The organism is uncultured Endozoicomonas sp. (assembly GCF_947495845.1).
GTDB lineage: Bacteria > Pseudomonadota > Gammaproteobacteria > Pseudomonadales > Endozoicomonadaceae > Endozoicomonas.
This window is the reverse complement of sequence record NZ_CANMAO010000002.1, coordinates 213,653-226,119: the sequence shown is the minus strand read 5'-3', so window position 1 is coordinate 226,119 and position 12,467 is coordinate 213,653. Positions and strand designations below refer to the sequence as shown.

The 12,467-nt window shown below is 47.3% G+C and carries 12 protein-coding genes; 8 read left to right on the top strand and 4 right to left on the bottom strand.

Annotation, left to right across the window (positions count from 1 at the left end; genetic code table 11):
* The first annotated feature begins 20 nt into the window (after positions 1 to 20).
* The 4 genes from lolA to serS all read left to right on the top strand — a co-directional run bounded on the left by lolA (position 21) and on the right by serS (position 4,042).
* On the top strand, positions 21 to 707 hold the full coding sequence (gene lolA / locus Q1B11_RS02775; protein WP_299727054.1) for an outer membrane lipoprotein chaperone LolA: 687 nt from the start codon (positions 21 to 23) through the stop codon (positions 705 to 707).
* Positions 708 to 747: 40 nt separating this feature from the next.
* Positions 748 to 2,073 (top strand): replication-associated recombination protein A, encoded by a 1,326-nt coding sequence (locus Q1B11_RS02770; RefSeq protein WP_299727051.1) that lies wholly within the window; start codon positions 748 to 750, stop codon positions 2,071 to 2,073.
* Positions 2,074 to 2,217: 144 nt separating this feature from the next.
* Complete coding sequence (gene crcB, locus Q1B11_RS02765; RefSeq protein WP_299727048.1) at positions 2,218 to 2,616, top strand: fluoride efflux transporter CrcB; 399 nt, start codon at positions 2,218 to 2,220, stop codon at positions 2,614 to 2,616.
* Positions 2,617 to 2,752: 136 nt separating this feature from the next.
* Positions 2,753 to 4,042, top strand: a complete 1,290-nt coding sequence (gene serS / locus Q1B11_RS02760; RefSeq protein WP_299727045.1) for a serine--tRNA ligase — start codon at positions 2,753 to 2,755, stop codon at positions 4,040 to 4,042.
* 44 nt (positions 4,043 to 4,086) lie between these two features.
* Here serS and Q1B11_RS02755 read toward each other — a convergent pair whose 3' ends face one another.
* Positions 4,087 to 5,466 carry an MATE family efflux transporter gene (locus Q1B11_RS02755; protein WP_299727042.1) on the bottom strand — a complete coding sequence of 460 codons (1,380 nt, stop codon included), beginning with the start codon at positions 5,464 to 5,466 and terminating at the stop codon, positions 4,087 to 4,089.
* 294 nt (positions 5,467 to 5,760) lie between these two features.
* Between Q1B11_RS02755 and cysG the strand changes: the two genes are divergently transcribed.
* Positions 5,761 to 7,155 carry a siroheme synthase CysG gene (gene cysG / locus Q1B11_RS02750; RefSeq protein ID WP_299727039.1) on the top strand — a complete coding sequence of 465 codons (1,395 nt, stop codon included), beginning with the start codon at positions 5,761 to 5,763 and terminating at the stop codon, positions 7,153 to 7,155.
* A gap of 28 nt (positions 7,156 to 7,183) precedes the next feature.
* On the opposite strand, the gene Q1B11_RS02745 is transcribed toward cysG, so the two are convergent.
* The gene (locus Q1B11_RS02745) at positions 7,184 to 7,999 is read right to left on the bottom strand and encodes a hypothetical protein (protein ID WP_299727036.1); all 816 of its coding nucleotides are present in this window, start codon (positions 7,997 to 7,999) and stop codon (positions 7,184 to 7,186) included.
* A gap of 157 nt (positions 8,000 to 8,156) precedes the next feature.
* Between Q1B11_RS02745 and nfuA the strand changes: the two genes are divergently transcribed.
* Complete coding sequence (gene nfuA, locus Q1B11_RS02740) at positions 8,157 to 8,738, top strand: Fe-S biogenesis protein NfuA (RefSeq protein ID WP_299727033.1); 582 nt, start codon at positions 8,157 to 8,159, stop codon at positions 8,736 to 8,738.
* A 56-nt stretch (positions 8,739 to 8,794) separates the two neighbouring features.
* Here nfuA and Q1B11_RS02735 read toward each other — a convergent pair whose 3' ends face one another.
* Positions 8,795 to 9,517 (bottom strand): hypothetical protein, encoded by a 723-nt coding sequence (locus tag Q1B11_RS02735; RefSeq protein ID WP_299727030.1) that lies wholly within the window; start codon positions 9,515 to 9,517, stop codon positions 8,795 to 8,797.
* A gap of 473 nt (positions 9,518 to 9,990) precedes the next feature.
* On the opposite strand from Q1B11_RS02735, the gene greB reads away from it, so the two are divergent.
* Both greB and Q1B11_RS02725 read left to right on the top strand, forming a co-directional pair.
* Positions 9,991 to 10,473, top strand: coding sequence for a transcription elongation factor GreB (greB, locus tag Q1B11_RS02730; protein WP_299727027.1), 483 nt, complete (start codon positions 9,991 to 9,993; stop codon positions 10,471 to 10,473).
* A 141-nt stretch (positions 10,474 to 10,614) separates the two neighbouring features.
* The gene (locus Q1B11_RS02725; protein ID WP_299727024.1) at positions 10,615 to 11,013 is read left to right on the top strand and encodes a hypothetical protein; all 399 of its coding nucleotides are present in this window, start codon (positions 10,615 to 10,617) and stop codon (positions 11,011 to 11,013) included.
* Between the two features lie 18 nt (positions 11,014 to 11,031).
* On the opposite strand, the gene Q1B11_RS02720 is transcribed toward Q1B11_RS02725, so the two are convergent.
* Positions 11,032 to 12,105 (bottom strand): 3-deoxy-7-phosphoheptulonate synthase, encoded by a 1,074-nt coding sequence (locus Q1B11_RS02720; protein WP_299727021.1) that lies wholly within the window; start codon positions 12,103 to 12,105, stop codon positions 11,032 to 11,034.
* Positions 12,106 to 12,467 lie beyond the last annotated feature (362 nt).

Here is a 12,467-nt window from a genome sequence, read left to right as displayed (position 1 = left end):
TATAGTGCAGATTAAAGACGATGAAAAAACGACAATTACTGGCTCTGTTGCCGATGATGTTAGCGCTTGGTTTGCCGGTATCTGCCGAGCAAAAGGCTCCCGGCGATACGCCAGCCCGTGTTGCAAATGATACTCAGGCGGCAAACGATTTGGCGAATAAGTTACAGGGAATGGATACGGTGAGTGCCTCCTTCACCCAAAGTACCATCGATAAACATGGCCGACCTAAAGTTGAAAAGGGCGATATGCAGTTAAAGCGCCCTAACCAGTTTCGTTGGAATATCACTGCGCCTTTCAGTCAGGAAATTGTTGTCAGAGACGGCAAACTCTGGATGCTGGATCCGGACTTCAAACAGGTGGTGATCAAAAAACAGGATGATCAATCAGGTCCTACAGCGGTTCAACTGCTCAGTGGCAATGCCAGTGTTTTTCTAAAAGGCTACTCCGTCATTCGTATGAACTATGGCCCTGAAGAGGTGTTTACCCTGAAGCCGCTGCGTAGTGAAGATCTGTTTGAAAAGCTGGAAATCAACTTTTCCGAAGGTGAAATTTCCGCCATTACCATTTTGGATACCCTCGGCGGTAAACGACGGATTGATTTCACTGGCGTCACCTTGAATCAACCAGTGAATAATGAGCTGTTTCAGCCAGATATCAAGAAGCTGGAAAACGACGGCTTTGATATTATTGATGAAAGCAATCTGTAATTCTGTAGATGCAGCGTTTAGATAAGGCAAAGTGCCGGCAATGACCTCTCTTTTTGATGTTCCTGACTCCAAACGATACGAGCCCCTTGCTGCCCGAATGCGTCCGGCGAATCTGGATGAGTATCTCGGTCAGGATCATATTCTGGCTCGAGGCAAACCTCTGAGAGAAGCATTAGAGCAAGGTATGCTGCACTCCATGATTTTCTGGGGGCCGCCTGGTGTTGGAAAAACGACACTGGCTCGTTTGATCGCCACGAAAACCGATGCACATTTTGAGACGTTGTCTGCGGTGCTTTCTGGTGTGAAAGATATCCGTGAGGCCGTAGCAAGGGCGAAGGATGAACAGCGATTTCACAATCGGAAAACCGTGCTTTTTGTTGATGAGGTTCATCGGTTTAATAAGTCCCAGCAGGACGCTTTTCTTCCGCATATAGAAGACGGAACCGTTATATTTATTGGCGCAACCACTGAAAACCCATCCTTTGAATTAAATAATGCTCTGTTATCTCGAGCCCGCGTTTATGTGCTGAAACCATTGGGTGATGATGCCATAGGGCAGGTGATTGATCAGGCTATCACTAATGAAGTGCGGGGGCTTGGCAGTAGAGGCGTTACTCTGGATTCAGAAGCCCGGGAGATTCTAGTACGTTACTCCGATGGTGATGGACGCAAGGCGCTGAACACATTGGAAGTGGCGTCGGACCTTGCAGAAAGTGGCATTATCACCGGTGAAACCGTGCAGGCCATATTGGCCGATACCGGCCGGCGCTTTGATAAAGGCGGCGATGCGTTTTATGACACCATTTCTGCTTTCCACAAATCCGTCAGAGGTTCCCAACCCGATGCTGCATTGTATTGGGCAGCAAGAATTGTCGATGGCGGCGGTGATCCTCTTTATGTCATCCGACGATTAGTGGCGATTGCCAGTGAAGATATTGGTAATGCTGACCCCAGAGCTTTGGAAATAGCAATGAACGCCTGGCAGGCGTTTGAACGTCTGGGGGCTCCAGAAGGGTTGCTGGCATTGGCCCACGCCACAGTTTATTGCGCCTGTGCACCGAAAAGTAATGCAGTTTATAAAGCCTGGAAAGCGGCGATGGATGATGTCCGCAGCGGGCCTTCTTATGAAGTACCGAATCATCTTCGTAATGCGCCCACTAAGTTGATGGGGAGTCTTGGTTATGGTGAAGGTTATCGTTATGCTCACGATGAACCCAATGCGTATGCCGCTGGGGAGCGATACTTTCCGGAAGGAATGGATGTAAAGCAATATTATGAGCCAAACGACCGTGGTCTTGAGATCAAGATAAAGGAAAAGCTGAGTTGGCTGGCTTCACTGGATCAAGAAAGCCCTAATAAGCGGTAATTTATTTATATTATCCAATCATATTTTGTTGTCGTAACACGTACAAATCAAACCCTGAATAGAAAAGCAGTTGGATAGAAGGGCGCATTATCAAAATCTGGTAACCTGTTACCGTTTTTTATCCAATGACCGGAGGAGTCTCCCATGCAATACAGCTACCTGTTGAATTATCTGGCAGTAGCCGCAGGTGGTGCGCTGGGAGCTCTCAGTCGTTCCATGATTTACCAATGGTTTGCCCGATCAGGGAATGATCATTTATTCCCGCTGCCAACATTAGCGGTAAACGTGGTGGGTTCGTTTTTAATGGGAATTGGCTGGTACTGTCTGGTGGAAAAAAGCCTGTTGCCGCCCATCTGGAAAGATGTTTTAACGGTAGGATTTCTTGGGGCGTTAACCACGTTTTCTACGTTTTCCCTTGATATATTCAGGCTATTGCAATCAGACCGATTTATTGAAGCCGTGGCCTATACCTTGTGCAGTGTTTTCATTTGCTTGCTGGGTACCTGGTTGGGTTACATCGGTGCCCGGGGTCTGATTAACTGATCTGTCATTTATAACGTTGACGGCTTCTTCCAATATCGAATGTCCTGCTTTCATGGTGTATCATCACTCAGTTGCCCGCAGCCCGACAAAGTAAGGGTAACCCACTCATCAACCAATCAGTTAAATTGGTAGGAATATGCTAGACCCTAAACTCGTACGCAGCACACCTGACGCTGTGGCGGAACAGCTGTTAAAGAAACACTACAAACTGGATGTAGAGCGTCTGGTTTCTCTGGAAGAGCGCCGTAAATCGCTACAGATAAAAACCGAGCAGCTGCAGAGTGAACGTAAGTCGGGCTCCAAGGAATTTGGCAAGATCAAATCCCAGGGCGGTGATGTTACTGAACTGAAAGCGCGGATGGATCAGGTGAACCTGGAAGTGAAGGAAAATGAGCATGCGCTTTCCGAACTTCAGGAAGAGTTGAACAATCTGCTGCTGGAAGTACCAAACCTTCCCCATGACTCGGTGCCAGAAGGTAAAGATGAAAACGATAACGTGCTCGTCCGTACCTGGGGTGAACCACGTCAGTTTGATTTTGAAGTAAAAGACCACGTAGATCTTGGCGAAGCATTCGGACTGGATTTTGAAGCGGCAGCAGTGCTCTCCGGCGCGCGCTTTGCCATGTTGCGTGGCAAGATTGCCCGTCTTCACCGTGCTCTTGCCCAGTTTATGCTGGATGTGCAAACCACAGAGCACGGATACGAAGAAGTCATAACACCACTGCTGGTTCATGACAAGGCGCTTTACGGTACCGGTCAGCTACCAAAATTTGGTGAAGATCTGTTTAAAACCGCCTGTGATGATGAGTCCGGTGCAGAGCAGAAACAATTTTATCTGATTCCAACCGCTGAAGTGACACTGACCAATCTGGTGCGTGAGCAAATTCTTGAGGCGGATAAACTGCCACTGCGTTTAACCGCTCATACTTCCTGTTTCCGAAGTGAAGCGGGCAGTTATGGTCGTGACACCCGAGGTCTGATTCGTCAGCACCAGTTTGAAAAAGTGGAAATGGTTCAGGTCGTTCATCCAGAGAAGTCCTTTGAGGCGCTGGAAGAAATGACCGGTCATGCAGAAGCCATTTTGCAGAAACTGGGCTTGCCGTACCGTGTTGTTGCCTTGTGTGGTGGCGATATGGGCTTTGGCGCGGCCAAAACTTACGACCTGGAAGTATGGTTGCCAGCGCAAGACCAGTATCGTGAGATTTCTTCCGTCAGTAACTGTGTGGATTTTCAGGCGCGCCGTATGATGGCTCGTTTCCGCAATGAGTCCGGCAAACCTGAACTGGTGCATACGCTAAATGGTTCTGGCCTTGCGGTGGGTCGTACTCTGGTAGCGGTACTTGAGAACTATCAGGACGCGGAAGGTCGCATTCATGTTCCTGAAGCGCTGCAGTCCTATATGGGCGGTCTTACGATTATCGAATAATCGTTATCTACCGGTTTCCGTTCTGGAAACCGGTTCCTTCCTTCTCAGTTTTCTGTAGCGAGATTTTTCAACCAGATTCCTTTCATAATTCGGTACAGTACCAAAACTGCTTTCGTACCTTCTTCCATCAGCGCACAGATAAAGACCAGATACAACGGCAGATGCCAGTGGTTAATGGCAACCCAGGTTAGCGGAATACCAACAGCCCACATGCCGATGATGTTGATTACCGCTGTCGCTTTAACATCACCGCCACTCCGTAAAACGCCGATAATGCCGGTCAAGTTAATCACTCGAATAGCAATGGCAAAGCCGGCAATGACAAGAACTTCTTGAGCCATCGCCGCAGTATCGCCATCAAACTCCCCAAACATACTGACAATCTGTTTGCTGAATATCAGTGTCACTATTCCAAAGGTCAGTGCAGATAATGGCGCAACGATCATGGCAAATCGTCCCTGTTTTCTGGCCATGTCAAAGTTGCCTGCACCGAGCTCTTTACCCAGTAGAATGGAGGTGGCAATGGCGAAACCAATAAACAATGAAATCAGTACACCTTCTACGGATGAGATTGCGCTCATTACGGCGAGTTCTTCCACACCCATCTGGGCAAACATCAGGTTGTAAAGGATCAGGCCAAACGACCACAGCCCGTCTTGTAGCAGCATGGGAATACAGATACTGATGTATTTGAGCCAATGTTTTGGGATGCGGCACTGAATAAAGTCGCAGGCATTGGGGATCAGGTCCGGTTTTACTTTAACGATGTAATAGATGATCAAGCCCACTTGGATCAGGCGAGATATCGCCGTACCCCACGCGGAACCAGCAACCCCCAGCGCTGGAAATCCAAACTTTCCGTAAATCAGCAAATAATTAAACAGCACATTCAAAAGAATGGTGATAAATCCAATGCGGGTTGGTGTTTTTGCATCATTGCTCGTTCTCAGTAGTGCTTCAAACGGTATGGTAATAGCAATGAATAATATGGAAGGCGCGGTAATGACCAAATAGGCGCGGCCCAGCTCTCCCAAGCTGCTGTCTTCGCTGACCATGGCCATTATTTCCTGAGGAAACGACAAATACAGGACGACAAAGGGGATGGAAACCACAAGGGAGGCAATAATGGTTTGCACTAATGTTCGTCGGACGCCGTCTATATTTCGGGCACCAATATATTGTGCTGCCAGAATACTCATACCACTGCCCATGGAAGCAATGAGTATCAAGTTGAAAAAGAAGATTCGGTTCCCAATGCCCACTGCAGCCACTTCGGTTTCACCGAGCATCGAAACCATGAAAATATCGATCAGCCCCAGCATGGAAAACATCATAGACTGCAGGGAGATGGGCAGTGCCAGTTGCCAGAGATTACGGAGAAATTCCCGGTTGGTGAGCTGTGTATCGCTAGATTGAGTGATCATATATGGACAACAAACTGATTTTTGGAATAAGTCTCAATCCGTGAGGGAGGAAAGCTCGATCAGGATGGATAACAGTTATACCCTTCGCCTTTCAAGTTGCTACTTTGTTGGCTGCGTTTACTCACCCCGATCACCTACTATTTGTAGGCTCACGGGGATTCACTCACTTGCCGCCGCGTAGCAACTTGAAATCCTTTGGGTATATATCGTAATTTCTATTGGTAACTGTACTAGGTTATTAGCTTCTGATATAAGTCGCATTATTCCTTATCTGCATAAAATATCGAGAATACTTTGGATTATCTGCCATTATTTCTACAGATACGTGATCAGCGTTGTTTAATTGTTGGCGGTGGTGATATCGCCCTGCGAAAAATTCGATTGCTGTCTGATGCGGGCGCCATGATTCGTGTGGTTGCTCCTGCCATTTGTTCTGATATTCGTGCATTCCTTTCTTCTGACCATCATGAGCTGCTTGAAAAAGCCTTTGATGAGCAGGACCTTGATGACGTTTGCCTTGTTATTGCCGCAACGGATTGCCAGCAGGTGAACCGGCAGGTGGCGGCCGCCGCAGGGCAGCGCCGGTTGTTTGTAAATGTGGTGGATGATGCGGATGCAGGGACGGCGGTCATGCCGGCTATTGTTGACCGTTCACCGGTTGTGGTGGCTTTTTCTACCGGCGGTAAAGCGCCGGTTCTTGCTCGTTTGCTGCGACAGAAGTTGGAAACCATTCTGCCTCAGGGTTACGGTAAACTGGCGGCATTGGCTGGCGGATTCCGTGAGCAAGTAAAAGCACGATTCAGTCATATCAATGATCGACGTTACTTCTGGGAAAAGGTATTGGCCGGTCCTGCTGCTGAAAAAGCAATGTCCGGCGACCTTGATGGAGCGCAAGCGATTTTTGAGCAGACACTGCTTGCCAGTGAAGCACAAAAAGTCGGTGAGGTTTATCTTGTTGGTGGCGGTCCGGGTGATCCGGATTTGCTGACTTTTAAAGCCCTGCGTTTAATGCAGCAGGCAGATGTCGTACTTCATGATCGATTAGTGTCTGAAGAAGTATTGGCGCTATGTCGTCGGGATGCAGATTACATTTACGTGGGTAAAAAACGAGATCGACATACCCGGCCGCAGGAAGAGATCAACGCGTTACTCGTAGAGTTGGCAAAAGAAGGTAAACGAGTGCTCCGTTTGAAAGGCGGTGATCCGTTTATCTTTGGCCGAGGCGGAGAAGAAATTGAAACGCTGGCAGATGAGGGTATTCCATTTCAGGTGGTGCCCGGTATTACGGCCGCGTCTGGCTGTGCCAGCTATTCAGGTATTCCACTGACTCATCGTGATCATGCGCAATCTGTACGTTTTATCACCGGGCATTTGAAAGATGGTTCTTATGGGTTGAACTGGCGTGAGATGCTGGATCCTGGTCAGACACTGGTCTTTTATATGGGGCTGCTGGGGCTACCACGAATCTGTCAGGAATTAGTTGACCATGGTCGTGATATTAATACGCCCATTGCCTTGATTCAGAAGGGAACTACAAAAAACCAGAAAGTGTTTACCGGCACTTTGGGAACGATTAACGAGATCATTGCCGAAGAAAAAGTCCGGGCGCCGACGCTGATTATTGTGGGCAGTGTGGTTACACTCCACGAACGATTGAGCTGGTACAAAAACGAAGCAACCGGGAGGTAATCCCGGTTTCGTTCTGGACTAAATGCTTTTATACAGTTAGCGCTTCCAACGGGTCTGGATGAGTAAACTGGTAATTCAAAGCTTTCTTTAATTTATCGCAGTTTACCAGCCGGTAGGGCATAGGCTTATCGGTAAATATTGGCGGCTCTATTCCCAACACTTCGCAGGAGCGGGTGTACAGTTCGCGACGGGTTGGATGTTCATCAGCAGAAGCGTTGAAGACTTCACCAAAGAGGTTCTTGGCAATAATCTCTTCAATAATAAGAATGCAGTCTTCCTGATGAATCATATTGACCGGGTCATCCGCTCCGCCCAGCTCTCTGCCGGAGAAGTAGCGGCCCGGTTGATAATCGCCACCAATCAGCCCGGAGAAGCGTAACACTGTCGTTTTTAGTTCTTCATTGAGGGTGAACAGCTCTTCAATATCCAACCAGGCAGTGTCTGAGAATGGAGATTCTATACGAATGGCGTCGTTTTCTGTCACTTCGTCATTATTTTGCGGGTAGACGGATGTGGCGCTGATGAGGATGATTTTTTTAACTCTGGATTCATCAATTTGTTTGGCAAGTGCCTGCATTTGTCTCAGGTAAAAATGCGGCTGGCCGTCACCTTTGCCGGGTGGAATGTTGATGAAGAGAATATCAGTATCCAGGAAGTCGGCAATGTCACCTTCGGGATCGGGGGACAGGCTGATGTTGTAGGCCGCCATACCGGCAGCTTTGATATTGTCTATTTTCTCTGCCCGGGTGGTGGAACCTTTGACAGGGTAACCATTGTTAACCAGTCTTTCCCCCAGGGGCGTGCCCAACCAGCCACAACCCAGAATGCTGATGGTCTCTTTCATGGTGACTCTCATTTTGGTGATGAAGTGCAAATGGGAACTATTCTTACTGATAAATGTATTAAAAGAAACTTAATAATAACCAAGTTGAATAGTAGGGATTCTCTGCGACTCAGTAATGTCATAGAATAGTCCTGAAACTGATAGAGGAAGTGTTGCGTTGAACATTACATTCACAGAAGCCGCACAGAAGTATCTCGCCAATCTGCTGGAAAAACAGGGTGTTGAAGGCATTGGTGTGCGTCTGTTTGTCAGTAATCCCGGTACGCCCCATGCCGAAACCTGCCTTGCCTATTGCAAGCCGGGTGAAGAGAAAGAAGGGGATCTGAAGATGGATCTGGAGTATTTTCCCTGCCACGTGGAAGGTGTCAGTGAGCCATTTCTTGACGATGCCATGGTGGATTTCGCAGAAGATAAACTGGGCGGTCAGCTGACCATCAAAGCACCAAACGCCAAGTTGCCAAAGGTCAATGACGACAGCCCGCTGGATATGAAAATTAATTACTTCCTGCAGATGGAGGTTAATCCGGGTCTGGCTTCTCACGGCGGCATGGTGTCTCTGGTAGAGCTGGAAGATGATGTAGCGATTCTGCAGTTTGGTGGTGGTTGTCAGGGCTGCGCGGCAGTTGACCTTACACTAAAGGATGGGGTCGAAAAGACATTAATGGAGCGGATTCCTGAGCTGAAAGGGGTTCGTGACGTCACAGATCATACCAATACGGATAATGCGTTTTATAAATAACTTTGTTTTTGGGGGTGGGGAACCCCCCATTTATTTTTTATTAATTGTTTAATTAATTACGCAGCATGTTTATGAGACAGTGGATCGGTAATAACAATGGTGTCGCCCCTGAGCATGAAGTTATTGCCATGAAGGTCCATAACGCCCACCGGGGACAGCTGAATCAAGACGTCGTATAACGTTCTCAAAAAAGAATCATATTCTTCAATAGTTTGCTCTTTCAAGGAAGGAAGAGATTCATTGCCGGGTTTTTGAGATAACCGCTCGCTGGCTTTTTTGATCTCTGCAATAAAGGCATCCAGGGATTCTATCTCATCCGGTAATGATCGATGATCCATGCCATAGGAAAATGCAACGGTTTTAAAGGCGTTCCAGAGCGTGCCAAAGTCCATATCATGAAAGTGCTCTGGTTGAACGGGATGGCTTCCATCTTCAGTAATATCTTCCAGGCGCTCGATGACATAAAAGCGGACTTTTAAACCGTTTGGCAGTTCAACGATATCTTCCCGATGGATAAATGGGAGGTGTGGGTTTTCTCGATTCTCTTGAGACATGCACCAGCGAGCAAAAAGATAATAGCCGTCTTTTCGGCTGGTGCAGACTTTGACCACTTTGTCCGGCTCATCCGGCAGGTTGTAGACCGTGGCATAAACACCTTCGGCAATTGGATCAAATTCAGTGCACCGTTCCAGAAATTGTACGGCATCCGACGGGTGGCGAATTTCTTCATTTGACGCCAATTCAGACATTTCCTGAATGGCTTCTGAATAAATGGTCATTATTTTTGTAAACCCGGGCTTGATTGGCACGGGTCTCCATATTGGGTTTTGTCGTATTTATATTTCTTTCTCTTTAGAGCGTTATGTCTCTATGAGTCCATTCATGAGAAAGTGGCTATCAATAATGAGCCTTCAATCACTGATGGCTCATTATTTGGTTTAACAGTACTTATTGTAACTGATTAGCATCATCGCTGATGTTGGAATAGTGATCGATTTTTTGATGAAATGCTGACTTTATAAACATGGGGATCCTACGACTACCGCAATCATTCGGTATTGGGCGTTAAGTTAGTTTTATATAAATGTAGGAAAACCTTAACATTTCTAAATCGGGTTGTCAGTCTTGACTCCTTGTTGAATTTTGATTGTCAGAGAATGATCGTTCAGTCGGATTCACACTTTCCCATCGAGCTCATTCATAAAGTCGGTTACTATTTCGTCATTATTAATGCAGATGCTTAATTGATTATATGAGCCGCTCACCTCTTATCACGCTTGCCGGAAAAGAAACCCTGGAACATGAGTTGAAATACCTGTGGCGAACCAAACGCCCTGAAGTGACCCAAGCCGTATCTGAGGCTGCAGCCCTTGGAGACCGGAGCGAAAATGCGGAGTATAAAGAAGGTAAAAGGTTGCTTCGGGAGATTGATCGTCGCATTCGCTTTCTTACCAAGCGGCTGGAAGTGCTGAAAGTGGTTGAGTACTCCCCGGAGCAAGAAGGCAAAGCCTTCTTCGGTGCCTGGGTGGAGTTGGAGGGTGAAGAAGGCGATATTCTGCAGTGTCGTATAGTGGGCGCTGATGAGATCGACATGAAAAAGAATCATATCACCATCGATTCGCCCATGGCCCGGGCGCTGGTTGGAAAAGCTGTTGATGATGAAGTGGCGGTAAAAACGCCGTCGGGGAATCGATTCTGGATCGTAAACAAGATCCAATACAAGCCATTTACATAGAGTGCTGGTCAAGGTGCTCTTAGGGATGGTAATTTTACGTAATGGTAAAGATACCGGTATAACTCATCGTCATAATAGTGTATCTTTTCCGACCTTTTTGTATTCCTCTTGTTATCAATCACCCAGTAGTCCGACTGAACTGTGAAGCGTTATAAACAGGCCATTTTATCCAATTTTTTTGTCACCGAAGATGGTAGCGGCATGCGACATCTGGTGGAAGCGAATCTGGATATAGAGTCAAGAAGTGACCATACGCTGTGCACTGAGGTGCTGCAGAGTGATTGCCAGTATCAGGTGCTGGAAAATCAGCATCTGCCAAAAGTCTGTTTGATCTGTTCCGCTATTCTCGACCGACGAATCAGTAATATGCCAGTGGAGCGCAAGGCGGTGATCATTAGGAAATTGGAGATTAAAGAGGAAGTTGCCCCCAGCTCTCAGCTGTCGTTGTTGTCATACGTGGAGATTAAACAGAAGCTGGCAACAAGTGGAGAGGAGGAGAAACAAGAGAATCAGCCCGAGCAATTCGAACTGATTCTGTGAGGTTTGTAGCGTTGATGATCAGCTGCGTCTACCGGGTAGAACATCTTTCAGTTTTTCGTGCATGGAGCGCAGGGTTTTCTCTGTGGTATCCCAGTCAATACAGGCATCGGTGATAGACACGCCGTACTTCAGATCTTCCGGCTTATCGGTCATTTTCTGACTGCCCCAGCCAATATTACTTTCCACCATTAAGCCAACAATGGATTTATTGCCTTCGATAATCTGGTTAGTCACGTTTTCCATCACCAAAGGTTGCAGAGCCGGATCTTTGTTGGAATTGGCGTGGGAGCAATCCACCATGATGTTTGGTTTGATATTCGCACTTTCCAGTTCCTTCTCACACAGAGCGACGCTTACCGAATCGTAATTAGGCTTTCCGCTACCACCACGAAGCACCACATGCCCATAGGGGTTCCCTTTGGTATGGGTGATCGCAACCTGGCCTTTGCTGTTCAGGCCAAGAAAACGATGCGGGCTGGAAACTGATTGCAACGCATTGATCGCAACTTCAAGGCCGCCGTCCGTGCCATTCTTAAAGCCAACCGAAGAGGAAAGCCCGCTGGCCATTTCCCGGTGTGTTTGGGATTCGGTGGTTCTGGCACCAATGGCTGACCAGGCGACCAGATCCTGAAGGTACTGAGGTGAAATAGGATCCAGCGCTTCGGTTGCTGCGGGAATGCCCATATCCGCAACATCCATCAGTAATTGACGGCCAATATGCAAACCTTCTTCGATTTTAAAGGAGTCATTCAGGTGAGGATCGTTGATTAAACCCTTCCAGCCAACGGTGGTTCTTGGCTTTTCAAAATAGACGCGCATTACCAGATATAAAGTGTCGCTTAGCTCTTCGCTGAGTTTTTTCAGGCGGGTGGCATAATCATGAGCTGCTTTAATATCGTGGATAGAGCAGGGGCCAATCACGATAAATACACGATGATCTTTCCCGTCCAGAATATTCCGGATTACCTCGCGGCTTTCGGAAACGGTTCTGGCGGCAGCATCGGTCATGGGAATCTGAGCTTTAAGATGCTCAGGGGTCAGCAATACTTCCTGTGACTGGATGTTTAAATCTTCAATGGGTAAAACTGCCATTTAATACGGTTCCGTTTTGATATGCGCTGAAATTTTTTGTTAAAGCCTGTGCTACCTGCTTGTTCTAAAGAGCCTGAAGATCGTTCTCTTTGTTTGATAAGAGTCATGGGACAGACTGCGTTTAACCCGTATATTTCATAAACATGCTCCCGTTCTCGCTTGTCCTTTGCCGCCCTAAGAGAGTTTTACTCAGTCGACCGTACTCCCCGGTACCCACAGGGCATAAATACGGCGCTCCATCGCAAAATCCCTTAGTACGGCAAATGCCCGCGCGAGACTCGGGGCAGTTTATGAAATATCCGGGTCAATAAATTCTGTCGGTATACCGCAGTATTTTACGCATTTTCACTTTATTCAAACTC